The organism is Deinococcus deserti VCD115 (assembly GCF_000020685.1).
GTDB lineage: Bacteria > Deinococcota > Deinococci > Deinococcales > Deinococcaceae > Deinococcus > Deinococcus deserti.
This window is the reverse complement of sequence record NC_012526.1, coordinates 265,275-287,293: the sequence shown is the minus strand read 5'-3', so window position 1 is coordinate 287,293 and position 22,019 is coordinate 265,275. Positions and strand designations below refer to the sequence as shown.

General features: G+C 62.1%; 27 protein-coding genes and 1 tRNA gene. 15 read left to right on the top strand and 13 right to left on the bottom strand.

Going from position 1 to position 22,019, the window contains the following annotated elements; all coding sequences use genetic code 11:
• Window position 1: 1 nt before the first annotated feature.
• The 3 genes from rpoZ to DEIDE_RS01410 all read right to left on the bottom strand — a co-directional run bounded on the left by rpoZ (window position 2) and on the right by DEIDE_RS01410 (window position 2,952).
• Window positions 2-301, bottom strand: coding sequence for a DNA-directed RNA polymerase subunit omega (gene rpoZ / locus DEIDE_RS01420; RefSeq protein WP_012692190.1), 300 nt, complete (start codon window positions 299-301; stop codon window positions 2-4).
• 87 nt (window positions 302-388) lie between these two features.
• A complete protein-coding gene (locus tag DEIDE_RS01415) occupies window positions 389-766 on the bottom strand; it encodes an ArsR/SmtB family transcription factor (RefSeq protein WP_012692189.1) in 378 nt (125 codons plus the stop codon).
• Window positions 763-2,952 (bottom strand): heavy metal translocating P-type ATPase, encoded by a 2,190-nt coding sequence (locus tag DEIDE_RS01410; protein ID WP_012692188.1) that lies wholly within the window; start codon window positions 2,950-2,952, stop codon window positions 763-765. The genes DEIDE_RS01415 and DEIDE_RS01410 overlap by 4 nt, the downstream gene beginning before the upstream one ends.
• Before the next feature lie 270 nt (window positions 2,953-3,222).
• On the opposite strand from DEIDE_RS01410, the gene DEIDE_RS01405 reads away from it, so the two are divergent.
• The 6 genes from DEIDE_RS01405 (at window position 3,223) to DEIDE_RS01380 (ending at window position 9,195) form a co-directional block, all read left to right on the top strand.
• Entirely contained in the window at window positions 3,223-4,542 is a 1,320-nt protein-coding gene (locus DEIDE_RS01405) for an ABC transporter substrate-binding protein (RefSeq protein WP_012692187.1), read from the top strand.
• 124 nt (window positions 4,543-4,666) lie between these two features.
• Window positions 4,667-5,617 carry a carbohydrate ABC transporter permease gene (locus DEIDE_RS01400; protein WP_012692186.1) on the top strand — a complete coding sequence of 317 codons (951 nt, stop codon included), beginning with the start codon at window positions 4,667-4,669 and terminating at the stop codon, window positions 5,615-5,617.
• A complete protein-coding gene (locus tag DEIDE_RS01395) occupies window positions 5,614-6,477 on the top strand; it encodes a carbohydrate ABC transporter permease (RefSeq protein WP_012692185.1) in 864 nt (287 codons plus the stop codon). Before DEIDE_RS01400 ends, DEIDE_RS01395 begins: the two co-directional genes overlap by 4 nt.
• A gap of 2 nt (window positions 6,478-6,479) precedes the next feature.
• The gene (locus DEIDE_RS01390) at window positions 6,480-7,529 is read left to right on the top strand and encodes a glycoside hydrolase family 43 protein (RefSeq protein ID WP_012692184.1); all 1,050 of its coding nucleotides are present in this window, start codon (window positions 6,480-6,482) and stop codon (window positions 7,527-7,529) included.
• 58 nt (window positions 7,530-7,587) lie between these two features.
• The gene (locus DEIDE_RS01385; protein WP_012692183.1) at window positions 7,588-8,523 is read left to right on the top strand and encodes a glycoside hydrolase family 43 protein; all 936 of its coding nucleotides are present in this window, start codon (window positions 7,588-7,590) and stop codon (window positions 8,521-8,523) included.
• 282 nt (window positions 8,524-8,805) lie between these two features.
• On the top strand, window positions 8,806-9,195 hold the full coding sequence (locus tag DEIDE_RS01380; protein ID WP_012692182.1) for a hypothetical protein: 390 nt from the start codon (window positions 8,806-8,808) through the stop codon (window positions 9,193-9,195).
• Window positions 9,196-9,553: 358 nt separating this feature from the next.
• On the opposite strand, the gene DEIDE_RS01375 is transcribed toward DEIDE_RS01380, so the two are convergent.
• A complete protein-coding gene (locus DEIDE_RS01375; protein WP_041226973.1) occupies window positions 9,554-9,811 on the bottom strand; it encodes a hypothetical protein in 258 nt (85 codons plus the stop codon).
• Window positions 9,812-10,489: 678 nt separating this feature from the next.
• Entirely contained in the window at window positions 10,490-10,666 is a 177-nt protein-coding gene (locus DEIDE_RS18945) for a hypothetical protein (protein ID WP_012692180.1), read from the bottom strand.
• Between the two features lie 190 nt (window positions 10,667-10,856).
• Here DEIDE_RS18945 and DEIDE_RS01370 point away from each other — a divergent pair, with 190 nt between their 5' ends.
• Window positions 10,857-11,159 (top strand): hypothetical protein, encoded by a 303-nt coding sequence (locus DEIDE_RS01370; protein WP_162485367.1) that lies wholly within the window; start codon window positions 10,857-10,859, stop codon window positions 11,157-11,159.
• A 175-nt stretch (window positions 11,160-11,334) separates the two neighbouring features.
• Here DEIDE_RS01370 and DEIDE_RS18940 read toward each other — a convergent pair whose 3' ends face one another.
• Together DEIDE_RS18940 and DEIDE_RS01365 are read right to left on the bottom strand one after the other, a co-directional pair.
• Complete coding sequence (locus tag DEIDE_RS18940; protein WP_012692178.1) at window positions 11,335-11,505, bottom strand: hypothetical protein; 171 nt, start codon at window positions 11,503-11,505, stop codon at window positions 11,335-11,337.
• A 135-nt stretch (window positions 11,506-11,640) separates the two neighbouring features.
• Window positions 11,641-11,715 (bottom strand) — tRNA-Thr (locus tag DEIDE_RS01365).
• Between the two features lie 205 nt (window positions 11,716-11,920).
• Between DEIDE_RS01365 and bshB1 the strand changes: the two genes are divergently transcribed.
• Entirely contained in the window at window positions 11,921-12,634 is a 714-nt protein-coding gene (gene bshB1, locus DEIDE_RS01360; RefSeq protein WP_162485366.1) for a bacillithiol biosynthesis deacetylase BshB1, read from the top strand.
• 28 nt (window positions 12,635-12,662) lie between these two features.
• Here the strand turns inward: bshB1 and DEIDE_RS01355 are convergent, their stop codons facing one another.
• Together DEIDE_RS01355 and DEIDE_RS01350 are read right to left on the bottom strand one after the other, a co-directional pair.
• Entirely contained in the window at window positions 12,663-13,118 is a 456-nt protein-coding gene (locus DEIDE_RS01355; RefSeq protein WP_012692176.1) for a redoxin domain-containing protein, read from the bottom strand.
• 26 nt (window positions 13,119-13,144) lie between these two features.
• A complete protein-coding gene (locus DEIDE_RS01350) occupies window positions 13,145-13,933 on the bottom strand; it encodes a hypothetical protein (protein ID WP_162485365.1) in 789 nt (262 codons plus the stop codon).
• A gap of 204 nt (window positions 13,934-14,137) precedes the next feature.
• Here DEIDE_RS01350 and DEIDE_RS01345 point away from each other — a divergent pair, with 204 nt between their 5' ends.
• The gene (locus DEIDE_RS01345) at window positions 14,138-15,229 is read left to right on the top strand and encodes an acyl-ACP desaturase (RefSeq protein ID WP_012692174.1); all 1,092 of its coding nucleotides are present in this window, start codon (window positions 14,138-14,140) and stop codon (window positions 15,227-15,229) included.
• 69 nt (window positions 15,230-15,298) lie between these two features.
• Here the strand turns inward: DEIDE_RS01345 and DEIDE_RS19450 are convergent, their stop codons facing one another.
• Complete coding sequence (locus tag DEIDE_RS19450; RefSeq protein WP_012692173.1) at window positions 15,299-15,634, bottom strand: YkgJ family cysteine cluster protein; 336 nt, start codon at window positions 15,632-15,634, stop codon at window positions 15,299-15,301.
• 6 nt (window positions 15,635-15,640) lie between these two features.
• The gene (locus tag DEIDE_RS01340; protein WP_012692172.1) at window positions 15,641-16,738 is read right to left on the bottom strand and encodes a pyridoxal phosphate-dependent aminotransferase; all 1,098 of its coding nucleotides are present in this window, start codon (window positions 16,736-16,738) and stop codon (window positions 15,641-15,643) included.
• Window positions 16,739-16,888: 150 nt separating this feature from the next.
• On the opposite strand from DEIDE_RS01340, the gene DEIDE_RS01335 reads away from it, so the two are divergent.
• The 3 genes from DEIDE_RS01335 (at window position 16,889) to DEIDE_RS01325 (ending at window position 18,360) form a co-directional block, all read left to right on the top strand.
• Window positions 16,889-17,491 (top strand): TetR/AcrR family transcriptional regulator, encoded by a 603-nt coding sequence (locus DEIDE_RS01335; RefSeq protein WP_012692171.1) that lies wholly within the window; start codon window positions 16,889-16,891, stop codon window positions 17,489-17,491.
• A complete protein-coding gene (locus DEIDE_RS01330) occupies window positions 17,488-17,808 on the top strand; it encodes a hypothetical protein (protein ID WP_012692170.1) in 321 nt (106 codons plus the stop codon). Before DEIDE_RS01335 ends, DEIDE_RS01330 begins: the two co-directional genes overlap by 4 nt.
• A gap of 66 nt (window positions 17,809-17,874) precedes the next feature.
• On the top strand, window positions 17,875-18,360 hold the full coding sequence (locus tag DEIDE_RS01325; RefSeq protein WP_162485364.1) for a hypothetical protein: 486 nt from the start codon (window positions 17,875-17,877) through the stop codon (window positions 18,358-18,360).
• A 63-nt stretch (window positions 18,361-18,423) separates the two neighbouring features.
• Here the strand turns inward: DEIDE_RS01325 and DEIDE_RS01320 are convergent, their stop codons facing one another.
• Both DEIDE_RS01320 and DEIDE_RS18305 read right to left on the bottom strand, forming a co-directional pair.
• Window positions 18,424-19,092, bottom strand: coding sequence for an SRPBCC family protein (locus DEIDE_RS01320; protein WP_012692168.1), 669 nt, complete (start codon window positions 19,090-19,092; stop codon window positions 18,424-18,426).
• 120 nt (window positions 19,093-19,212) lie between these two features.
• Window positions 19,213-19,536, bottom strand: a complete 324-nt coding sequence (locus DEIDE_RS18305; RefSeq protein ID WP_012692167.1) for a hypothetical protein — start codon at window positions 19,534-19,536, stop codon at window positions 19,213-19,215.
• A 259-nt stretch (window positions 19,537-19,795) separates the two neighbouring features.
• On the opposite strand from DEIDE_RS18305, the gene DEIDE_RS01310 reads away from it, so the two are divergent.
• The 3 genes from DEIDE_RS01310 (at window position 19,796) to DEIDE_RS01300 (ending at window position 21,894) form a co-directional block, all read left to right on the top strand.
• Window positions 19,796-20,695, top strand: coding sequence for a DMT family transporter (locus DEIDE_RS01310; RefSeq protein ID WP_012692166.1), 900 nt, complete (start codon window positions 19,796-19,798; stop codon window positions 20,693-20,695).
• Window positions 20,696-20,780: 85 nt separating this feature from the next.
• A complete protein-coding gene (locus DEIDE_RS01305; RefSeq protein WP_012692165.1) occupies window positions 20,781-21,188 on the top strand; it encodes an NUDIX domain-containing protein in 408 nt (135 codons plus the stop codon).
• 67 nt (window positions 21,189-21,255) lie between these two features.
• Window positions 21,256-21,894 carry a DNA-3-methyladenine glycosylase family protein gene (locus tag DEIDE_RS01300; RefSeq protein WP_041226971.1) on the top strand — a complete coding sequence of 213 codons (639 nt, stop codon included), beginning with the start codon at window positions 21,256-21,258 and terminating at the stop codon, window positions 21,892-21,894.
• Window positions 21,895-22,019: the final 125 nt, after the last annotated feature.

Here is a 22,019-nt window from a genome sequence, read left to right as displayed (position 1 = left end):
TTCAGTCGCGCTCGCGCTCGCGCTCGGCGTTGAGCTGAGCCTGAATCTGCGCCTGACGCTGACGCACGTAATCCTGATGGAAGCGCTGCTCGTCGAGCAGGCTGGTGCCCACCGTGAGTTTCCCGGTGGCCAGTTCACGCATCGCCTGGGTCACCAGATTGCGCGTGCGTACGCGCTGTTCGACCGGCAGGACGCTGGGGGCGCCGGAGCGCAGCTGCAGTGCACGTTTTGCCGTCACCACCGACAGGCGGTACTTGCTGTCAGTCATGGAAAGCAACTTGTCAATATCCTTCTCGGCCATACGACCCTCCTCGCCGCGCATAAGCGCAAGCTTCTCAGCCCCCCAGTGTATCCCGATCCGGCCCCCCACCACCAGCCTTGGCCACATTTACTCGCGGGCGTGGGCCAGAGCATTGTCGATCAGGGTGGTGACATGCGCGTCAAGCAGCCGGTAATACGCCACGCGGCCCACCTTGCGGAACGCCACGACACGCCCGGCACGCAGCAGCCTCAACTGATGGCTGACCGCACTTTCGCTGCTGCCCACGGCAGCCGCCAGATCGCAGACGCACAGCTCCTGGGCATTCAGGGCACTCAGAATCCGCAGCCGGGTGGGATCACCGACCAGTTTCAGAAACTCGCTGGCCCGCTCGACACAGCTGGTCTCCGGCAGGGCTTCGCGCGCCGCCTGCACCGCCTGGGGGTGCACGCAGGTCATCTCACAGGCGCCATCGTCCTGCAGAGCCACAGACAGGGGCGCGCTCACTTGCTCCCGCCTTTCCAGCGCAGCAGTCGCAGCGCATTGGCAGTCACCAGCGCAGTGGCCCCGGTATCTGCCAGGACAGCCATCCACAGGCTGGTAAAGCCCAGCAGGGTGGTCACCAGAAAAATAGCCTTGAGCCCCAATGCAAAAGCAATATTCTGCCGGATGTTGTGCAGGGTGGCCCTGGACAGGCTGACCAGATCAGCCACACCGCCCACCCGGTCATGCAGCAGCGCGGCGCCGGCTGTTTCCAGGGCCACGTCGGTGCCGCCACTCATGGCAATGCCCACATCAGCGCGCGCCAGGGCAGGAGCATCGTTGATGCCGTCGCCGACCATGGCGACCGGACCCGGCAGTTCACCAATCAGCCGCAGCTTGTCTGCTGGCAGCAGCGCAGCATGGACCTCCAGCCCCAGGTCTGCGGCAATAGCCTGTGCAGCGCGGGCGTTGTCTCCAGTCAGCATGACCGGGTGAACCCCGAGCCGCCGCAGCGCGGCGATGGCCGGACGGGCATCTGCGCGTGGCTCGTCACGCAGACCGATGACCCCCACGGGTGCTGCATTGTCCAGGATCAGGACAGCTGTGCGCCCCTGCGTCTCGTATCTCGCGACAGCCTGCGCCAGTGACACTGGAAGCTCAGCGTGTTGCGCCGCGAAGCGTGGGGACGCGACCGTGATCAGGCGGCCTTCCACTGTGGCGCCCACACCCAGGCCCGGCATGGTCTGACTGTTGGCAGCGGCGGGCAGACTCAGCCCCCGCGAACCAGCTTCCTCCACAATGGCCCGCGCCAGCGGATGGCTGCTGCCTGACTCCACCGCTGCCGCCAGACGCAGCACTTCCAGTTCACTGAGTCCATGACCCTGCACTTCGGTGACCCTGGGCCGCCCCACCGTCAGCGTGCCGGTCTTGTCGAAGGCGATGGTTCTGACCTGACCAATGGCCTCGAGCGCCGCGCCGCCCTTGATCAGCAGGCCCCGGCGGGCGCCGGCACTGATACCGCTGGTGATGGCCGCAGGCACGCTGAGCACCAGCGCGCAGGGGCAGCCGATGAGCAGCAGGCTGATGCCGCGGTACAGCCACGGCTCCCAGGCCTGTCCCAGCAGCGGTGGGACAACAGCGACCAGAGCCGAGACCAGAACCACACCCGGCGTATAGACGCGGCTGAACCGGTCAATGAACCGCGCTGTAGGGGACCGGCTGCCTTCGGCCTCCTGCACCATGTGGATGATCCGGGCGATGGTATTGTCGGCAGCCTCGCGGTCCACCCGCACGGTCAGCGTGCCGTTGGTATTGATGCTGCCGGCATAGACGTGGTCGCCTGCTTCTTTATCGACAGGCACACTTTCGCCCGTCACCGGGCTGTCATCCAGGCTCGAACGGCCACTCAGGATGGTGCCGTCGGCCGGAACCCGCGCTCCTGGATTGACCTGAACCGTCTGACCGGGGCGGAGCCTTTCTGCCGGGACCTCACGCAAGCCTTCTGCAGTGACCAGCTGAGCCGTCCGGGGGGCCAGCGCCGCCAGTGAGCGAATACCGGCACGCGCACGTCCGGCGGCCAGGCCCTCCAGCAGTTCGCCTACCGCGAACAGAAACACAACCACAGCCCCCTCGGCTGCCTCACCAATGCCGATAGCGCCCAGCGCTGCGAGGCTGACCAGCGTATAGATGCTGAAAGGCTCGCCCAGGCGTGCGCTGGCGACAGCCCGGCGCAGCAGCGGCCAGGTACCCAGCAGGGTCGCTGCGATATACCCGGGTACGCTCCATGCGGGCGCCACAAAACTTCCCGCCCAGGCCAGAAGCAATAGAGTTCCTGCGGTAACCACAACGCGTCCCTGCCCGGTGGCGTACCACGCTGGTCCGGCCCCTGCGGCCTGCTGGCCCGCACCCTGTTCGAGGGCATGAGCATGTTGGCCCTGATCGCTGTCTGTTGCCAGCTGCGCATCCTCAGCCGGCGTCAGCACCGAAGGCCGGTACCCCAGCGCGCGCAGGTTGGTTTCCAGCAGGTCGCGTGGTGTCTGCGACTCGTCGAGCTGCAGTTGCAGACTCTGGCGGGAAAAACTGGTTCTGACTTCTGCAGTGCCCGGCAACCGCCCCACCATGCGCTCCACTTTCTGCACGCAGGACGCACAGTCCATGCCCTCTACGATGTAGGACAACTCCGTACTGTCCGGTGCTGTACGCGACGTCATGTTCAAAGTTTATATGAATATCTGTTCAGATGTTTACAGCAAAAACGATCCTTGTCCACACCACAGCGTTTCCTACGCCTGGATCAAGACCATAATGTGAGAATTTGATTATCAAACTGTAGCCAGGGTCCGAATTCCGCTGTCGTATACAGGTGTAGGCTGTCCCTGAACGAACAATGAGCACAGCAGGTCCATCGCTTTCCTCCGATCTATAGTTGCCCCGACAGCTGTATGGACCGGGTGATCAATGCTCTTCGCAGGAGGTTCCCTATGTCTCGTAAAGCGCTACTGGCATCTACCGCACTTCTGGCTTCTCTGACCCTCGGCATGGCCGGCGCCCAGACCTACACCGGTCCCAAAGTTACGCTGACCTATCTCCACGGCTTCACCGGTCCTGACCGGCCCGTTATGGAGTCGCTCGTCAAGAAGTTCAACGATGCCAACCCGAATATTCAGGTGCGGGCCCAGGCCCAGCCCTGGGGCACCACCTGGCAGCAGCTGCCCTCGCTGGTGGCCTCCGGCCGTGCCCCTGACGTCGTCGTGATCAACGAGGACCAGATCACCGCCTTTATCGCCCGCGGTGCCGTGTCCCCACTCACCGCTGCCGAAATGAAGGCAGCCGGCATCGACAAGAGCCGGTTCTTCGGTCCGCTGTTCCAGACGGCCGACTACAAGGGACAGTCCTATGGCCTGCCAATTTCCAGCGTGGCTTACGCGATGTTTTACAACAAGGACCTGATGAAGAAGGTCGGGCTTGACCCCAACAAGCCTCCGCGCAACCGCGCCGAGTTCCTGGCTGCCGCACAGAAGTGCACAGTGGACAAGAGCGGCAAGAACTCTACCGAAGCTGGCTTTGACCCCAAGAACCTCGACACCTGGGGTGTGAGCCTCTACAACAACTGGGTGGGTGCGCGCGCCGCCTACGCCGCGATCCTGCAAAACGGCGGGGCTATGGTCGACAAGGACCAGAACGCCGCCTTCAACTCGCCGCAGGCAGTCAGCGCCGTGCAGTTCCTGGTGGATCTGGTCCAGAAGCACCGCGTTGCCCGTCCCAACAGCACCGAGGAAGCCGAGCTTGCGGCCTTCAGCCAGGGTAAGGTGTGCTTCTTCCCCAGTGGTCAGTGGTACCTTGACCGCTTCGAGCAGCAGAAGATGAACTTCGGCGTGACCTTCATGCCTCGCATCGGCGGTACGGCCCGCGACGCAGCCTGGGGCGGCTCCAGCCACGTCACCCTGCCCAAGCAGCGCGCCGGCTATGACGCCAACAAGCGCCGCGCGGCCCTGGCGTTTATGGCCTGGCTGTCACAGCCTGCGCAGAACCTGACCTGGACCAGCACCGGCAGCCTGCCCACCCAGGCAGCCGTAGCCAAGAACGCACAGTTCGCCAAAGCGCCGATCAGCGGGATTTTTGACCGCCTGGACAGCGTGTATGCCACCAGTGGCTACCCCTGGGTCGGTCAGGTCATGGGACCCTTCGACCAGGCCTGGGAAGCAGCTTACCTGGGCAAGAAGACCGTTGCGCAGGCTCTGAACGACGGAGTCCGCGAAGCGAACAAGCAAATCGAGCAGGCCCGCAAGAACTTCAAGTAACCGCAGCCCGGAGGGGCAAGCGGCCCGAGCTTCCGACCTCTGCCCCGGCGTGGTCTGAACGCCGGGCCGCTTCTCTTTCCTTCTGTTTCCGCTTTTTCGGCATAACGCGCGAGGTGCCTCACCTATGACCATCACGCAAGCCCCAGGCAAGACCACGACCACGCAGGCACCTGCGCCGCGCCCCCGTGTCAATCTGGAACCGTACCTGTATCTGCTGCCGCACGCCCTGCTGTTCTTCGTGTTCACGGTCTATCCGGTCGGGTACGGCATTTATATTGCGACGCACCGCTGGGACCTGCTGGCCGAGACGCAGGCTTTTGTGGGCTCAGAGTATTTCCGCAACCTGTTTACCCCAGGAACTCCGCAGTTCGAGTTTTTCTGGCGCACCCTGATCAATACGGCTTTCTTTACGGTGGTCACGGTGCCACTGCTGGTCGCCTCTTCTCTTGGGCTGGCTGTCCTGCTGCACCGCCCAATCTTTGGGCGGACTTTTTTCAGGGCGGTCTTTTTTATGCCGGGCATCCTGACCGTCTCGGTGATGGGCATCCTGTGGCGCTGGATGTTCGACAACCAGATCGGCCTGGTCAATGCTGCGCGCGAACTGATGACCGGAGCCGGGCCCATTCCCTGGCTGTCCACCGAAGGTCTGGCCTGGATTCCTATCGTGGTGGGGACCGTCTGGTGGACCGTGGGCTTCAACATGACCCTCTATCTGGCAGCGCTAAGCAACGTATCTCAGAGCCTGTACGAGGCTGCTTCGCTGGACGGCGCCACCTCCGGGCAGCAGTTCCGGTACATCACCTGGCCCATGCTGGGGCCAATCACTCTGTTCGTGACGGTCACGACCGCTCTGGCCTCGTTCCAGCTGTTCGGGCAGTCACTGGTGATCACCAACGGCGGGCCCAGCCGCAGCACCCAGAGCGTGACCCAGTACATCACCGAAGAGGCCTTCACCAACTCGCAGTACTCCAGCGCCGCGGCCATGGGCTTCGTGTTCGGGCTGTTCATGCTGGTACTGACTGCTGCACAGTTCCGCATCATGGCGCGCGACGTGCAGGCCGTGGAGCAGAAATGACTGTCCAGACCTCTCCCCCTGCTACGCACCGGCGCCGCCGGCTGCCGCGTGAACTGCCCCGTTTTCTGCTGCTGAGTGTCCTGTCGGTGCTGTTCCTGGCTCCGTTATATTGGATGCTCAGTACCTCACTGAAGTTCGAGGCCGATGCGATTGCCTCGCCAGTCCAGTGGTGGCCCCGCAATCCCACACTGGACAACTACAAGGAAGTCCTGACCTCACCGGACGGGAATATCCTGCGCTGGACCTGGAATTCACTGTTCGTGGCCTTTACCTTCACCATCGGCCATGTCCTGCTGTGCGCCTTGACGGCCTATCCGCTGGCCCGCATGAACTTCCCAGGGCGCAACGCCTGGTTCTGGTTCATCCTGTCAAGCCTGATGATTCCCGGGATTGTGACCCTGATTCCGCACTACATCATGATGCTGAACTTCAACTGGATCAACAGTTATCACGCGTTGATCTGGCCTGGAATTGCCGGAGTCTTTGGTGTCTTTCTGTTGCGTCAGTTCTTTATCGCCATTCCCCGTGAACTGGAAGAAGCGGCCCGTCTGGATGGCGCCAACAGCTTCCAGATTCTGTGGCGCATCATTCTGCCGCTGAGTGTGCCGGCCCTGATCACGCTGGCGGTTTTTTCCTTCATGGGGTCGTGGAACAACTTCCTGTGGCCGCTGTTTACGGTCACCGAAGTCGACAAGATGACGCTGCCGGTCGGGATCACCACTTTCTCGCAGCGTTACGTCACCGAGTACGGCAAGCTCATGGCGGCCACCACACTCGCGGCTGTCCCGGTACTGATTGCCTATCTGATCGCCCAGCGGTATCTGGAAGCCGGCCTGTCCACCACCGGCCTCAAGGAGTAACTATGGCCCAGTTTCCGTCTGTTCCCCGCCTGGCGCTGACCCTGACGCTCAGCACACTGCTTTCCGAGTCGGCGACCCTGGCCGGCGGTGCCGGGCCGGCTCCGGCCGCCCGAACGGCAGCGGCCCCGGCCCCACAGACCGCCACCTTCCGCAATCCCGTGATTGACGAGAACTTCCCTGATCCACACATTCTTCGCGTGGGCAAGACCTATCACGCCTACGCCACCAACACGGCCAACGCCAATGTGCCGCATGCGACCAGCCGCAACCTGCTGCAGTGGGAACGGACCGGGGACGCCATGCCGGTCCTGCCCAGCTGGGCTGAGGGCGGCCGCACCTGGGCGCCGGAAGTCGCGCAGGTCGCCAACAAGTTCGTGCTGTACTACACCGCGCAGCACGCCGAAAGTGGGCGCCAGTGCATCGGGGCGGCCAGCTCGACGTCGCCGGCCGGTCCCTTCCGGGACCCGTCGAGCAAGCCGCTGATCTGCCAGCTTGCCGAGGGTGGCAGCATCGATGCCAGTCCCTTCCTGGACACCGACGGCAAACGCTACCTGCTCTGGAAAAATGACGGCAACTGCTGCAATCAGGCAACCAACATCTACATCCAGCCCCTGAGCAGCGACGGCCTGCGCCTGACCGGAAAGGCCACTGCGCTGATCCAGAATTTCGAGCTGTGGGAAGGCAACGTCATTGAGGCACCCTCCCTGCACCGCGCCGGGGGCGTGTACTACCTGCTGTACTCGGCCGGGCCGTTTGACAGCACCCTCTATTCGGTCGGTTACGCCACGGCCAGGCGCATCACCGGCCCCTACCGCAAGGCGCCGGAAAATCCCATCCTGGTGAGCAAGGGTAAGGTCGCAGGTCCAGGGCACCAGACTGTGGTTCAGGACGGCGCCGGACGCACCTGGCTCGCGTACCACGCCTGGGACGAGGCACGCATTGGGGACGCGGTCGGTTACCGCAGCCTGCATCTGTCCCCCGTTACTTTCGCGGGTGGCAAGGTCAAAGTTGCTGCTCCCTCCCTGGCACCGCAGCGGGCACCTACGCCATGACAAGTGGGCTGGACGTTTCTGACAGGCAGCTGTCCGTGGTCTGTAAAAGGGTTCTTCAATGAGCGGTCCCACTACGCGCGGTTCTCTGCCTCAGCATCCCCTGTATTCCGGCGACTTTGCAGACCCCTTCGTGCTTGAGCTGGACGGTACGTATTACGCCTACGGCACCGGTCTGCACGGCCAGGAAGGGGTGCGGGCCTTCGAGGTCCTGTCCTCACCTGACCTCCAGAACTGGACATCGCATGGCGGTGTGCTCGAGCCCCTCAGCGCAGAGCGCCAGGATTACTGGGCCCCCGAAGTCGCGCGGGCTGGCGACACACTGTATCTGTACTACTCGGTCGGCCACGGGGACGCAGGGCATCACCTGCGGGTGGCGACCGCCACCCATCCCCTGGGGCCCTTCGTGGATCAGGGGCTGAACCTGACCCCGGACGAACCGTTTGCCATCGACCCACATCCCTTCCAGGCTCCAGACGGGTCCTGGTGGCTGTTCTATGCCCGTGATGACCTGACCGGCGACCGCCCCGGTACCCTGCTGTCGGCTGCACCGCTGCACGACATGACCCGGTTGGGCGAGACGCAGACGATCCTGCGGGCCAGCGGTGACTGGCAAGTGTACCAGCGGGCCCGGAGCATGTATGGCGCGGTCTATGACTGGCACACGCTGGAGGGCCCATTCGTGCTGCACCGGCACGGGAGATACCACCTGCTGTATTCCGGGGGCGCCTGGACCAACGAAACCTACGGCGTAGGTCACGCTGTAGCCGACCATCCGCTGGGACCCTGGACCGAGCCGGTACCAGGAGCCAACGTGCTGCGGACTGCTGGGCACCTCACAGGCCCCGGCCACGCCAGCGTGACTCAACTTGCTGGTGAGGACATACTGATATTTCACGCCTGGGATGCAGAACGTACACGCCGGCAATTGCACGCGGCACCTTTGCGTTGGAATGGGGATCTGCCGAGTGCTCTTCCGGAAGCTCTCCCCTCCTGATCCAGAATTGTGATCTGAGATGTGACTTTTTACGTAGGCCATACTCCGAAAACCCCGCTTCTTACGGGGTTTTCGATGTTGTTGCTGCGGTCGGCTCTATCAGGCTCATGGCCACGTGCTCACAAGAACATCAACTGGCTCAACACCCGCCAGATATCGGGATGGTCCTGTCAATGGCTGTGACAGAAAACCCCCGCATCTCCGCCCGGCAGAACAGAGTGTTGGCCGGTCATGAAGTGTCGTGTCAGAAGTCTGTATGGAACACGCAGCAAAATGTGAACCATGCACAACTCAAAAATCGGGCACCTGCTCGCGCTTCTGGGAATGGCGAGCGTGTCGACAGCGTTTTCGGCCTCTGTGCAGCTCAACCAGCTCATGATCATGATGGACGAACCGACGCCCTGTCAGGGGGTTGCCGTGCGCTTCGTTGAAGGATCAAAAAATCTCGGAGAATTCACGGTACTGACCAATGGCGTCATCAAACCACGGGGACCCGTCAAGACCTTCCCGCCATTTGAAAAAGGCAAGAACTATCATGTCGAGGCCAGCTGTATTTCCACAACATCCGGGCCACTCAACTCGTCAATCACCTTCAAGGCAGACGGCCGGACCGTTATGCTGGTGTTCAAGAAAATGGGTTTTATGTTCAAGCGTGGTGGGCTGGCGTACTAAGGTCTACCCTGCGGGATAAGAAGTTCTTCAGCCAAAATGTGCCTGGCCGATTCCAGAGTAGGACGTGCCCTGAGCCGCTGACACAGCAACTGCTCTTACCAGAAAAGTAACGCCAAGGTTGTTGGCTCTGGAGCCTTAGCATCAAGTGAGCGCTACAGTCCGTAACACAGTCATTCTGCATTTCATCCCAGCAACGAAAAAGCAGCCAGAAGGCTGCGTGAAATCGTCGTACAGAGAGTGAAGTGTCAGAACTCTTTATGAATCACCCTGCACAAGCCAGGCTGGACCAACCAAGGCCGTACCACAACCTGGGTGCCCAGCGAGAAACAATCACTCCAGCTCAGCACCGTAAGCTTCCTCAGGTGCGGGCGGGAAATGACAGATGGCCTTCAAACTGCCACAGGCTGAACTTCAGAGGTTTCTTCTCCACCAGCGTGCCCTGCATCAGGCCGTGCTGGGTGTTGACCTGAACGTCACACCGCCCGTGCGCCTGACAGTCATCGTGCAGAGCATCAATGTCTGACTGGAGGGTACCTTTCGGTAAGTGTCCTGCTTCCGCCAGGATGGTCAATCGCTTATTTTGTTGCACCTGATATTTTCCATCCAGAATTAACATACAATTATTGTATACTATTTCTCCTAAAAAAGATAGTGTTGTAGTTGATTTCCCTCTGAAAATTTAATATCAGAGTTCAACTCTACGCATTAGGCGGCATATTTTATTCCAATGCCCTATGAAGCAATGTTTCACACATGCCCCAGAAATAAATAGTCTATTCAAAGACAAAAATTAGTCTTTTTTCTCTAAGCACACAGCGCAAATTATTCGAAACTACAAGCCAAAAGCAGCAATATCTGCGGCTATCAGGCCCTTTACAGGTGCAGACATCGCCAGCTCCGCGTCCCAAGAATCTCCATACCCGCCGGCATAAAGAAAAACCCCGCACAGGGCGGGGGCTTTTCTCTGGAGCCAGGGGTCGGACTTGAACCGACGACCTGCTGATTACGAATAGCGTACTTGCGCACACTTTCTTATTCCACCGTCTAGCACGAGCTTAACCGAATATTGTGGTGGTTTCAACTCTTTGGGACCTGCTGTCGGCCTAAGCTGCGCGCTTCTGGCGACGCCACCCTATGTGATTCTCCCAGTTTCCTTTGGCAACCTGGGCCATAGTGCCGGAGTCAAGCAAACACCCCAGCCGAAGCGAGGACGAAAGGCCGCTCAAGGCTTGCGTTTGGTCCGGAGCTGGTGCTGATACTCTTAGTTCGTGCTGGACTGCCGAGAGCGACGCCGTCAGGCCGCCCACAGTCTCGTAGCCGCAGGCAGCTTCTCCGCCACCAGCACCACAAGGGTACGCTCCAGTTTGAACACGCGCTCCAGCGCCGCTTCGACTTCTAGGCGCAGCAGATCGTTTTTGCAGTTCAGGGTGCCGATACCCTCGGCGGCTTTCGTCAGTAGTTGTTCGTTCATAGCGGGGAATGCCTTAACCCCTTAATAAGACGCTCCTAGACCGAGTGCTGTAACCGAATGCGAGCGAAGCGAGCATTCAGAAGGGGTGGAACGTGCGGTAACACGTCCGCCCCTTACCCTTTGCCAGCCCCCTGTTGACAGCGAGCTGCTGGTGTGCGTACCAGAAGCAGTTTTACAGCATACTCAGGCCGTGAAGCGCCTACTCTTGATGCTTGCCCTGCTCACCTTCGGCTGCGTATCTGCCCAGGGTGTACCCCTGCACAAGTACGAATACGCCTACTGGGTGCCCGGCGATAAACAGGTGGTGCTGGTCACTACGGACAAGGGCTATACCGGCACCCCTGCCCAGTGGTGTGTGCTGCTGGGGCAGGCCCCCACCGCATGTGCTGACTTCATCGGGCAACTCAATGCCCTGGGGCACCATGGCTGGTACCCCGTATCCCTGACGCCTGCCCCTGGTGGGCAGATTTACCTGTACCGCATGGTCAAATAGAGCTTTACTGCGCACGCCCCCACATACAGGTGGTGAATTTCTCGCCATAGACGTTGAAGCGGTACTTCAGTGAGCCCACGCGGACTAGGTTCACCCCGGACACCCGCAGGGTACGTTTCAACATAGGCAGGAACTACACATCCGTCAGGTAGTTGATGTGCAGGATGTCCACCATTTACAGGTCTGCTTTGGTGACCTTGTTCAGGTCAGCCAGCTTGCTGTGCCCTTCGCCGAAGTAGCCGATGAGTTCCGCGTAGGACTGCCGGTAGAAGCGGATGGTTTCCGGCGAGCGGTTCTGGTTCTCCAGCTCGCGGAAGTGCATGTTGCGGAGCACTTCAAGTTCCATGTTCACCCTCTTTTGTTGGTCACTGGACAGCAACAATCATCTGCTGCGTCAGGAGGTTCTGGGCCGAATCAGTTGGTCTTGAGTTCAGTCAGTGCAAAAAGAAATCCCCCGTCGTAGACGGAGGATTTTGTCTTCTGGAGCCAGGGGTCGGACTTGAACCGACGACCTGCTGATTACGAATCAGCTGCTCTACCACTGAGCTACACTGGCCGGTTTTTGCCATAGCGTCAACAGGCTTGCAAAGTATAAGGAGCAGTCTGAGGGGTGTCAAGGCAAAGCGGCAGGGTCTGCCCCAGCTTGGACGCTGCCTCACACGCCTGTCCTGTCACCACGCAGCACTGTTGTCTGCTGGTCTTGTTGGACTTCTGACTCCTCCACGAGCTTTTCGTCCTGAATAGGTCCTATGCTCTGCACCATGAGCTTTGAGACGGTGTATGGCAAGGCAGGTCCGGTGGATTGGCTGTGTCTCGCGCCTCATCCGGATGACGCAGAGATCGGGGCAGGAGGCACCCTGATCCGCCTGGGCCGCGCCGGAAAGGCAGTAGGCATTCTGGAACTGTCGCGCGGCGAGGGAGGCACTCTGGGCTCGGCCCAGGTGCGCACAGCAGAGTGTGTGGCTGCCGCGCAGATCATGGGACTGGCCTGGCGCGGCCAGCTGGGGCTGCCGGATGGAGGGCTGGTAGACAGCCCTGCCGAGGCCCGCGCCCTGGCAGAGGTTCTGCGCGCCGTGCGGCCCCGGGTACTGGTCGTGCCGCATCACCGTGACCGCCATCCGGATCATTTCGGGGCCTATCATCTGGCCAAGCGGGCGGTGCACCTGGCCGGGCTGCGCAAGGCAGACGTGGCGGGCGAACCGCACCGGGTCGGACGGGTGCTGCTGTACCAGGGCAACGCCGACATCCAGGCCAGCGTGCTGGTCGATGTCGAGGAAGTGCTGCCTGTGTGGGAGGAGGCCATCCGGGCCCACAAAAGCCAGTTCTCGGGACTGGCTGTCTCGGAAACCGTCACGCCGGAAGTAATCGAGCGGCGCCGCGCGCGCCTGATGTACTGGGGTACCTTAGCGCGGGTGCGTTATGCCGAGGCGTTCGAAAGCGACGACGCTCTGCTGGTGGACCCGGCAACACTCTGACGGCTAGCGACCTGATTCGGCTGTGAACTCAGAGTTCAGTGATTTTGCTCAGCACCACTTCGGGGCGGATGGTGTACTCACTGGGCTTGGCCTCCACATGCTCGAAGCGCACCACGCCCTCCCGGTCAATCAGAAATACAGCCCGGCCGCTGACGCCGCGCTCGTCGACAGTCACGCCGTACTGACGGGCAACGTCACACTTCATGTCAGCCAGCAGCGGCACCTCGATGCCGTAATCGGCAGCCCACGCCTTGTGCGCATGCACGCTGTCGCGGTTGATGCCCAGAATGACGGCGCCGGCATCTGCGAAGTCGTCCTGACGGCCGGAATACTCGGGCAGTTGCATACTGCACACCGGGCTGAAATCCAGAGGGTAAAACACCAGCACCACGTGCTTCTGCCCACGGTAACTGCCCAACGTGATGTTCTCACCCGTCGAGGAAGGCAGTGTGAAGTCCGGAGCAGGCTGACCGAGCAAACTCATGTGGTCCAGTCTAACGGCTCAGGCCCCTAGCGAAGATCCTGCCGTCTCAACCAGCCAGCAGTGGCTGCGCCCTGTGCAGGACGGTATATGACTCGCATCCAGGAACCCCTGACCTCCAGCCCTTCTACCGTGTCTCCGCGGATGACGTAGGCAGCGCGGCGACTGGCGCCGTCGGGCCGGCTGTGAAAGTAGGCGCGGACCGGTTCTATCTGCCAGATCTCAGGGCCCCTGGACCGGGACGAGTCAGAGCGTCTTGAAAGCAGCACCTTTCCCGCAGGACTGAGCCACTGCGCCACCGTCGGATCTGCAGACGTCGCGTCAGACTCCGGCTCCAGCTGGCGGCACAGGTAGAAATCCTGGCCGTCAGCACTCAGGCAGTGGCTCTCCGTCCGGTAGAACGGTCCGTCCTTCACCCCCGACGTGAGCGTCCGGGTCAGCGGGTCGGGCCACACGTTCCCGATCTCCAGCCTGGAGGCGCGCAGGGTTCCGTCTCGCCCAGCGAAATACAGGCGCGAAAAGATGTTGACCCCCATATACCCCACAGCGACCGGCACCGCGACATCCCGGACACCGTCAAAGTTGAAATCGGCCACTGTGGCCTGGATCTGCTCGTTGAAGCAGTCCAGTGGCACGGTCCTGTCAGCCCGCCCAGTAGACATCTGTAGTTGACTTTCGCCTACCCGTTTGAGCCGAATCGTCACATCTGGCGCAACCACGACCCTGACGCCACTTCGGAGCGCAGCACAACTGAGTTCCTGGGGTGGAGCAGCAACTGGCACAGAAACCGCCAGGGTGGCCAGCAGGGGAAGCGGCATGGCTGATGCTACCTGGGTCATACCATCCATGGGACTGGAGCAGGACGTCATCTGCAGTGACCGGACGACCCTGCATTCCGTCAATCCGGTCCAGGTGGACGTTTCGGTATGAACATACACTGAGTCCAGATTCATCGGAATGCTCTGTAATCGCGCGTAGTCTGAGTCTCTCCCGGTTCACATGTGCGTAAGGAGGAAGTCCTGATGGCCGACATTCTGCCCCCCGACATGCTGGAGCGTTCCAGAACGCCGCCCGGCCTGCTGAGCAACGCCGAGAAAGATCGCCTTATCGAGCGTGGCTTCCTGGGCCTGTACCGCTGGTACACCGCCCGCAGTCAGGAAACCCGCAACTGGAACCCTGACCGCAGCTTCGACTGGCGCCAGATGAACCAGAACCTTCCACCTGATGTCATCACCGTGCTTCAGGGATTTTTCGCGGTAGAGCAGTACGCGCCGGATTTCACCAGTCATCTGGTGCACCTGGTCCGGCGCAGCCACGGCCGCAGCCATTTTCAGCTCAGATGGGGCAGCGAAGAGGAAAAGCACGCGGATACCTGGGAAAACGCGGTGCTGTTCAGTGGCCAGCGCAGCCCTCAATGGATCGCCGAATACAAGGAGCGCCTCAAATCTCAGACCTGGGAACTGCCCTTTCCCGACGCCATCCACAACCTGGTCTACACCGTGTTTCAGGAGCGCGCCACACAGCTCAACTACCTGAACATGATGAAAATCGCCCAGGGCAAAAGCGATAAGCCGCATCTGCGCGGCGTGGACGACCCGGTCCTGGCACGGGTATCGCAGATCATCGCTGTGGACGAAGCGGCGCACTACAACTTCTTCCTGGAAGGGGTGCGGATGTACCTCTACTACTATCCCGAGGCGACCCTGAACGCGATCAAGAACGTCATCGCGCAGTTCTCCATGCCGGCCGCGAACCTTGTGCCGGACTGGGAGGCTTTCTTCGAGACGGTCTACCGCGCCGGCGTCTACGGCCCCCGCGAGTTCCAGCGCGACGTCATGCAGGTGGCCTTCCGCAACCTGGGCATCGAGAGCCGCAAGGCGCTGGAGGACGGCATCCGCAAAACCCGTGAGGTTCCCGATTTCGAAGGCGGGAATTTCAAGACGACTGCCATCTGGGACACTTTCGACTACGGCATGGTCGAGGGTGACGTGCGCCGTCTGCACGTTAAGATCCAGGACTACGAGAAGGAAATCGGCTTTGATCTGTACGACCCCACCGAGTTCGTTGAAAACCCGGAGGTGCCCCGGAAGGACAGCGCCGCCGCTGACGACTGAAGCACTGGTGTTGTCCTTAACGGGAAAGCTCCCGGCAAATTTGCCGGGAGCTTTCGTTGAGCCCTGCTTTCAGCCTGCTGTATCTGATCTCCGTTCCAACGCCCCGGCCTCAGCTTCCAGGCCATAGATTTCCAGAAAGCGCTGTATCCGGGCCTCCAGTGTCGGAAGCGGCGCCACCTCGCCACAGACCCAGTCGGGTTGGTAGTTGCGGCACACAGCCGGACGCGTGGCATAAACGGCGCACAGGCACCCTGAGCCCAGATGGGCACAGGGGACGCCAAGCGGCTTTTGCAGGGCGTGAATGTCGGGTGCCGAGCAGCAGGCCCCGCACGCAGTGCAGCCCGCCACAACCGGACTGCGCGGAGCAAACTCCGGCGGGGCGATAAAGCGCTGGGGCCAGGACACCGCTTCCTAGTGCAGGGCCTGCACGGCCTGGATCAGAGCGTCGTTTTCGGCAGGAGTGCCGATGGCGATCCGCAGGCAGCCCTGAAGGCCGGGCAGGTTGTCCTGACGGCGGATCACGATGCCGTGCGAGAGTAACGTTTCGTAGGCGACCTGTGGGTCTGGCGTACGCAGCAGGAAAAAGTTGCCCTGGCTGGGCAGTGCCTGACAGGTGGGGTGAGCCTGGAGGGCGTCCAGCACCCGCTGGCGCTCGCGCACGCCTTCCTGAACGCGCTGGCGCACGTAGGCGGGCTGCTCCAGGGCAACTTCCAGCGCGCACTGGGTCAGGGTATTCATGGTGAAGGCCGAAACCAGTTTCTGCAGGTTCTCAGCCAGCTCAGGACTGGTCAGCGCGTAGCCGGCGCGGATGCCGGCCAGTCCCCAGGCCTTGCTGAAGGTGCGCAGGCTCAGCGCATTGGGATGGGCGCGGACCAGGGCGCGGTAATCGGTGTCGCTGTACTCGTGATAGGCCTCATCTATCACGACCACCCAGCCGCGGGCAGCCTCGACCAGCTCCCGCACTGCATCTACACCGTCTACAAATCCGGTTGGAGCGTGTGGCTGCGTGATGTACAACACGCCGGGTGGGTTCGCCGCCAGGGCAGCCTTGAGCCCTTCGACCGGCAGGGAAAAGTCCTCGTTCAGCGGGACCTGCACCAGACTGGCGCCCAGCAGCGAAGCTTCCAGGGTATATACACTGAATGTCGGCCTGACTGTCAGGACCGTCTGGTTGATTCCAGCCAGCTCGGTCAGGATCTTGATCAGCACGTTGCTGCCCGGCGTGAGTACCACACCGCCTGCGTCCCAGCCCTCATAGGCAGCCACACGGGCGCGCAGCGTATCGGCGTGCAGGTCCGGGTAGCGGTTCCAGGCACGCTCCATCATGCGGCGGGTGGCCTCGGCCTTCAGCTCGGCTGGAAAGTCGTAGGGGTTCTCGTTCTGGTCGAGTTTGATCGGCACGTCCGCCGGGGTAAACGGATAGGCAGGCACGGCACGCACCGCCGGGCGCACGCCGGGCAGGGCCGTGTCCTGCGGGCCGTCCGGCAGGGTAGAAGGCGTCGAAGTCATGATGTCCGTTGTACCACTCCTGCCCGCAGGAGTGCCTGAAGGCGTCCAGCTTCACCAAACGAGCGTTAGGTGACGTGCTACCCTGCATGCCATCCCGGCGGGCTTCCTTTTTCCAGCCTGCTCCAGGGCGCCCGAGGCCAGATCCCAGCCATGACTGAACCCAGCAAACCCCGCCGCGAACAGATTCTCGACTCCGCCAGCCGCCTGTTTTCCGAGCGGGGCTATCACGCCACCAGCATGCGGGATCTGGCCGGCGAGCTCGGCATGCAGGGCGGCAGCCTGTACGCGCACATCAGCGGCAAGGAAGAGCTGCTGATCGAGATCGTCAATCAGGCGTCGGCACAGTTCGACACGGCACTGTTTTACCTGCGTGACGACCCCCGCCCGGCGGCCGACAAGCTGCGGGAAGCGATGCACCGCCATATCCGGGTCGTGGCCGACAACATGGACAGCGCCACCGTGTTTTTCCACGAGTGGAAGCACCTGTCGCCTGACGCTTACGCCCGCGTGACCAGCTGGCGCGACACCATCGATCAGTTTTACCGCGATCTGGTCACCCAGGGCATAGAGCAGGGGCAGTTCCGCGCGGACCTTGATCCCAAAATGACCGCCAACCTGATTCTGTCCGCAGTGAACTGGGCCTACACCTGGTACCGGCCCGGCGGCCAGATGACTCCGCGCGACGTGGCCGACCAGTATGCCGACATGCTCTTGGGGGGTCTGCTGGTCCCTCAGCGCGGAGAAGGGTCGTGAGTCATCCCACCGTCACCGTGCCGATCCGTCAGGCGCTGCGCCTTGCGCAGGAACGCGCTGCCCGCGTGCAGCGAACGCAACAGGTAGAACTGGGTGAGGACCTGTTTATCCGGATTGCCCCTGGTGGCCGCAAGTTCCTGCTGTTCTGCCTGGACGGCGAACCGGACCGCAGCGCCGCTGAAGCGATAGCGGCAGCATTGGGCCTGCGCGACCCCCAGTACGGCTGGCATCAGGGTCAGACGCTGCGTTCCATGACCGTGATCGAAGGTACGGCTCCGGACCAGGCAAACGATGAGAACACGTCCGGTGCACCGTGAGAGCCGCGTAAGATTCAGAGTCCTCAGCTCATCCGGATTAAATGCGGGGCATCTAGGGTGGGCCTGATGAAAAAAATACTGTCCCTGCTGATTGTTCCCCTGACCCTGGCTTCCTGTAGCACGCTGGGCATTCCCAATGCTGATGTTTCCGGCAACATCAATGGCATTCAGCCCAGTGGAAAGATTCGTCTGGCGTTCCAGGGCATGACGGTGACGGGCTACCAGGCACCGGTGGCTGACCAGATCAACATTCCTACCTTCAACCCCGAGAAGCGTGCCTACGCGGTGAGCCTGCCTGAGTCGCCCGCAAACGGTGCCTACGAGCTGCTCGCGTATGTGGACGCCAACGGGAACAACCGGTATGACAGCGCTGACAATGAAGTCCGCACCGGCTCGACCGGCAAGGCCTTCATCTACAGCAAGGAAGGCACCGGCAGTAAAAGCGGCACGGATCTGATGAACCTCAAGCCCGGCTGGACGCTGTACAGCCTGAACGAAGTGAAGGTCGAAAAGAGCGGCGCGCCCTTCACGAACTACATCCTCAACTGGTAATTCCGTGCAAGCTTAAAGAGGCCCCACACAAGTGGGGCCTCTTTGCTGCAATATCAGCCTGCTTCAGACTTTGGGATTGGTGCCTTCGAAGGTCGCCTTGAAGTTCTGCAGGTCCTCGGCGATCTGCTGGCTGGGCTCCTCGCCGAACAGCTTGGCGACAGCAGCACCAAGGGCACCGGCGGGCGGACGGTAGCTCAGGGCCACGTGCACGCGGGTGCCGCCACCGGGGAGGCTTTCAAACTGCACGCTGCCAGCGTTGTCTACGGTGGCGCCGGGCAGGCTGTGCCAGCCGATACGCTCGCCCGGCTTGTCATTGACGATTTCAGCTTCCCATTCGACGTGCGTGCCCAGCGGCGCCTTGGCCACCCAGCGGCTGCGCTTCTCGTCGAGCACGGTTACGCTTTCGAGGTGGCTCATGATCTGCGGGAGGTTTTCCAGTTTGCGCCAGTAATCGTAGACCAGCTGCGCGGGGCGGTCGATAACCACGCTGTGCTCTACGAAGATGGGCTTGGCTGCCGTGGCATTGCCGCTCAGGCCGGCCGCAGCCATCACCGGGTCCTGACCGGTAGCGGCGCGGTAGGCCAGGTAGCCGCCCACACCGGCCAGGGTCAGTCCCAGGATGCCGCGCTTCTTGAGGCCCATCAGCAGCAGGGCTCCGCCTGCTGCGCCGCTGATCATGCGGGTCTGGTCCATGCCGGTGCTGCCATTCGTGCCACTGTTGCTGTTTGTCATGGTGGTTCCTCCGTTACGTGAGTCAGTGTATGTGGCGGCCCTCATGAAGCGGGTGAAGTCTGGGCCAAGCCGAATTAAAGCCCCATTCTGCAGCTGTATGCAGCGTGGGGATGCTGGGGGTCAGTCGCTGTGCTCGTTGCGGGCGTGGCCACTGCCGCCCATGATCGCCGCGTCGGCGCCCTCGGCACTTGGACGCAGCAGCCCGCTGTTGTCCATCTGCCTGGCCGGATCGCTCTGATCCAGAATGCCCTCGGGCATGCCGCCAGGCTGCGCGTCCTGGTGGGTAATTTCCTGAGTGGCAGCCTGATCGGCAGCTGTGGTTGGGCCACCTTGCAGATTTGGATCCAGATTGGTGTTGGCTCCACGGCTGGAGGTAGCGCTGGCCTTATCGGTTTCCAGGGTGACGGGGGGATTGATCGTGCTGCGGGGGTTACCTTCTCCCATGTGCTGGCCTCCTATGGCTGGCCCGCACCTGCGCAGAGGGGGACCACAACTGCCGTCATGCTGGAGCGCGGACAGCGCAGAGCGGATGTGGAGGTCTTGTGGCCTCGCTTACGCTTCCGGCCGCTGCTGTTTCTGCTGGCGCGAGGCTGCGCGCTACGCTTGAGGACATGATGCTGGTCCTGAGCGCGTGGAGCGCTGCCCTTTGACTTCTCGTCCGTCCGCGAGGTTCCAGCGCCCGAACGGGGCTCCCCCCCCACAGATGGGTCGTCTCGACTCCCTGTCCCTGCTGGCTATTTTCATCACCATCGTGTTCTGGGCCTCCTCGTTTGCGGGCATCCGTGCGGGTCTGGAGGCTTTCACGCCCGGCCACCTGACGCTGTACCGCTTTCTGGTGGCCAGCCTGGCACTGGGCATCTACGCCGCCGTGGCGCGCATCCCCCTTCCGGCCTGGCCCGACCTGCTGCGAATCGGCTGGCTGAGCCTCTTTGGCATCACGCTGTACCACGTGTTCCTCAACTACGGCCAGGTGAGTGTGCCGGCCGGCACCGCCAGCCTGATCATTGCGGCAGGACCGGTCATTACGGCGCTGCTTGCCACCCGCTTTTCCGGCGAGCGGCTTAACCGCCTGGGCTGGATGGGCACGCTGGTCAGCCTCTCGGGCGTATCCCTGATCGTGCTGGGACGCGGCGATAGCGTGGAGTTTACGCGCGGAGCCCTGCTGATTCTGGCGGCAGCGCTGTTTACCAGCGTGTATTTCGTGTTCCAGAAGCCCTTGCTGCGGCGGATGAATCCGCTGCATTTCACGGTCTGGAGCCTGATTCTGGGCACGCTGCCCATGCTGATCTTCCTGCCGGGATTCGGCGACGAGCTGGCCCGGGCGCCGCTGGACGCGCATCTGGCCGTGATCTACATCGGACTGTTTCCGGCGGCGCTGGCGTACCTCACGTGGACCTTCGCGCTCGCGCGGGTAGGCGCAGGCGTCACCACCTCTTTCCTGTACGTGTCGCCGGTGCTGGCGATCCTGATTGCCTGGCTGTGGCTGGGTGAGCTGCCTACGCCCCTGTCGGTAGTAGGCGGTCTGATCGCCGTTGCCGGAGTGATTCTGGTCAATACCCGCGGGCGTCCGGCGGTGGCCCCGGAAGAGGCAGCACCGAAATAATGCGTCCTCATCTGCGCAGTCGAGATCTGGACTCTGTGGGTCTGGGTTCTGCGTCACGGCCAAAAAGCCCGGTACCCTGTTTCCAATGAACAGGCCTGTGGTGTGCGTCGGAGCACTGGTATGGGGACCGGACGGGCGGGTGCTGATCGTGCGGACCACCAAGTGGCGGGGTCTGTGGGGTGTTCCCGGCGGCAAGGTGGAGTACGGCGAAACCCTGGTGGATGCCGTAGAGCGGGAACTGCGCGAGGAAGTAGGCCTGGAGCTTTCGGACGTGCTGTACGCCCAGACGCAGGAAGCGGTGTTCAGCGATGAGTTCTGGCGCCCGGCACACCTGCTGCTGGTGGATTACTTTGCCAGTGTGCCTTCGCACGAGGTGGTGCCCAACGAGGAAATCGAGGAATGGGCCTGGGTGTCTGTGGATGAGACAGAAGCGTTTCCGCTCAACTCCTTTACCCGCACCCTGGTGCAGCGGGCACGCCAGGTAGGCCGCTGAATGTCAGCGGTGTGTCCTGTCACTTCCGTCAGCTCACACCAGCCCAGCCATACGCTTGAATGGCACCATGCTGTCTGAATCCATCCTGCCAGATGTTCCACTGGCGCATCACGAAGGCGCCCTGACCCACCTGTCCATGGAGCCGGTCATGGCAGAGCTCATCGCGCTGAACGGAGAACTGCCGGTGTTCTCCCCCACCCCGGATCCTTTCGGAACGCTGGTGCGCAACGTGACAGGCCAGCAGTTGAGCGTGAAGGCCGCCGACCGGATCTATGCCCGGCTTGTGGAACAGCTGGGGACCATCAGTGCCCCGAATATCCTGGCAACCACGGGCGACGACCTGCGGGCGGTGGGCCTGTCGTGGGCCAAGGTGCGGACCATTCAGGCCATAGCCGGAGCGGCCCACAGCGGACAGGTGGACTTTGCACACCTGAGCAGCCTGCCGGACGAAGAAATTATCCGCGAGCTGGTGCCGCTGCCCGGCATTGGCCGGTGGACCGTGGAGATGTTCCTGATGTTCGCGCTGGCGCGCCCCAACGTGTTCAGTATGGGAGACCTGGCCCTGCGCCAGCACCTGGAAAGGCGGCACCCTGACCAGCCAGCCGCCGAGGTGCTGGCCCTGTGGGCCCCGTACCGCACCCTGGCCGCACGTTACATCTGGGCCGAGGGAGCGCGCAGCAAGAAAGGGGGCGGCGCTCCCGCGTAGGACAGAGCCGGCCCCACCGGCAGATGCTGTCCTCTACCTGCAAAAGGCCGCAGGGCAGGCCCCTGGGTAGCCCACCGGGGCGGGCCACATCCGCCATTTCCATGAGGCGCACCCCGGCGCCCTTC

What these genes read in the sequence shown, in the direction of transcription:
- DEIDE_RS01410 (WP_012692188.1), bottom strand. Translation starts at nt 2,952, where the DNA reads ATGACGTCGCGTACAGCACCGGACAGTACGGAGTTGTCCTACATCGTA.
- DEIDE_RS01355 (WP_012692176.1), bottom strand. Translation starts at nt 13,118, where the DNA reads ATGAGTTTGCTCGGTCAGCCTGCTCCGGACTTCACACTGCCTTCCTCG.
- DEIDE_RS01340 (WP_012692172.1), bottom strand. Translation starts at nt 16,738, where the DNA reads ATGACTTCGACGCCTTCTACCCTGCCGGACGGCCCGCAGGACACGGCC.
- DEIDE_RS01300 (WP_041226971.1), top strand. Translation starts at nt 21,256, where the DNA reads ATGCTGTCTGAATCCATCCTGCCAGATGTTCCACTGGCGCATCACGAA.
- DEIDE_RS01310 (WP_012692166.1), top strand. Translation starts at nt 19,796, where the DNA reads ATGGGTCGTCTCGACTCCCTGTCCCTGCTGGCTATTTTCATCACCATC.
- DEIDE_RS01380 (WP_012692182.1), top strand. Translation starts at nt 8,806, where the DNA reads ATGCACAACTCAAAAATCGGGCACCTGCTCGCGCTTCTGGGAATGGCG.
- DEIDE_RS01385 (WP_012692183.1), top strand. Translation starts at nt 7,588, where the DNA reads ATGAGCGGTCCCACTACGCGCGGTTCTCTGCCTCAGCATCCCCTGTAT.
- DEIDE_RS01335 (WP_012692171.1), top strand. Translation starts at nt 16,889, where the DNA reads ATGACTGAACCCAGCAAACCCCGCCGCGAACAGATTCTCGACTCCGCC.
- DEIDE_RS18945 (WP_012692180.1), bottom strand. Translation starts at nt 10,666, where the DNA reads ATGAACGAACAACTACTGACGAAAGCCGCCGAGGGTATCGGCACCCTG.
- DEIDE_RS01305 (WP_012692165.1), top strand. Translation starts at nt 20,781, where the DNA reads ATGAACAGGCCTGTGGTGTGCGTCGGAGCACTGGTATGGGGACCGGAC.
- DEIDE_RS01390 (WP_012692184.1), top strand. Translation starts at nt 6,480, where the DNA reads ATGGCCCAGTTTCCGTCTGTTCCCCGCCTGGCGCTGACCCTGACGCTC.
- DEIDE_RS18305 (WP_012692167.1), bottom strand. Translation starts at nt 19,536, where the DNA reads ATGGGAGAAGGTAACCCCCGCAGCACGATCAATCCCCCCGTCACCCTG.
- DEIDE_RS01375 (WP_041226973.1), bottom strand. Translation starts at nt 9,811, where the DNA reads ATGTTAATTCTGGATGGAAAATATCAGGTGCAACAAAATAAGCGATTG.
- DEIDE_RS01405 (WP_012692187.1), top strand. Translation starts at nt 3,223, where the DNA reads ATGTCTCGTAAAGCGCTACTGGCATCTACCGCACTTCTGGCTTCTCTG.
- DEIDE_RS01345 (WP_012692174.1), top strand. Translation starts at nt 14,138, where the DNA reads ATGGCCGACATTCTGCCCCCCGACATGCTGGAGCGTTCCAGAACGCCG.
- rpoZ (WP_012692190.1), bottom strand. Translation starts at nt 301, where the DNA reads ATGGCCGAGAAGGATATTGACAAGTTGCTTTCCATGACTGACAGCAAG.
- bshB1 (WP_162485366.1), top strand. Translation starts at nt 11,921, where the DNA reads ATGAGCTTTGAGACGGTGTATGGCAAGGCAGGTCCGGTGGATTGGCTG.
- DEIDE_RS01325 (WP_162485364.1), top strand. Translation starts at nt 17,875, where the DNA reads ATGAAAAAAATACTGTCCCTGCTGATTGTTCCCCTGACCCTGGCTTCC.
- DEIDE_RS01350 (WP_162485365.1), bottom strand. Translation starts at nt 13,933, where the DNA reads ATGCCGCTTCCCCTGCTGGCCACCCTGGCGGTTTCTGTGCCAGTTGCT.
- DEIDE_RS18940 (WP_012692178.1), bottom strand. Translation starts at nt 11,505, where the DNA reads ATGGAACTTGAAGTGCTCCGCAACATGCACTTCCGCGAGCTGGAGAAC.
- DEIDE_RS01320 (WP_012692168.1), bottom strand. Translation starts at nt 19,092, where the DNA reads ATGACAAACAGCAACAGTGGCACGAATGGCAGCACCGGCATGGACCAG.
- DEIDE_RS01395 (WP_012692185.1), top strand. Translation starts at nt 5,614, where the DNA reads ATGACTGTCCAGACCTCTCCCCCTGCTACGCACCGGCGCCGCCGGCTG.
- DEIDE_RS01400 (WP_012692186.1), top strand. Translation starts at nt 4,667, where the DNA reads ATGACCATCACGCAAGCCCCAGGCAAGACCACGACCACGCAGGCACCT.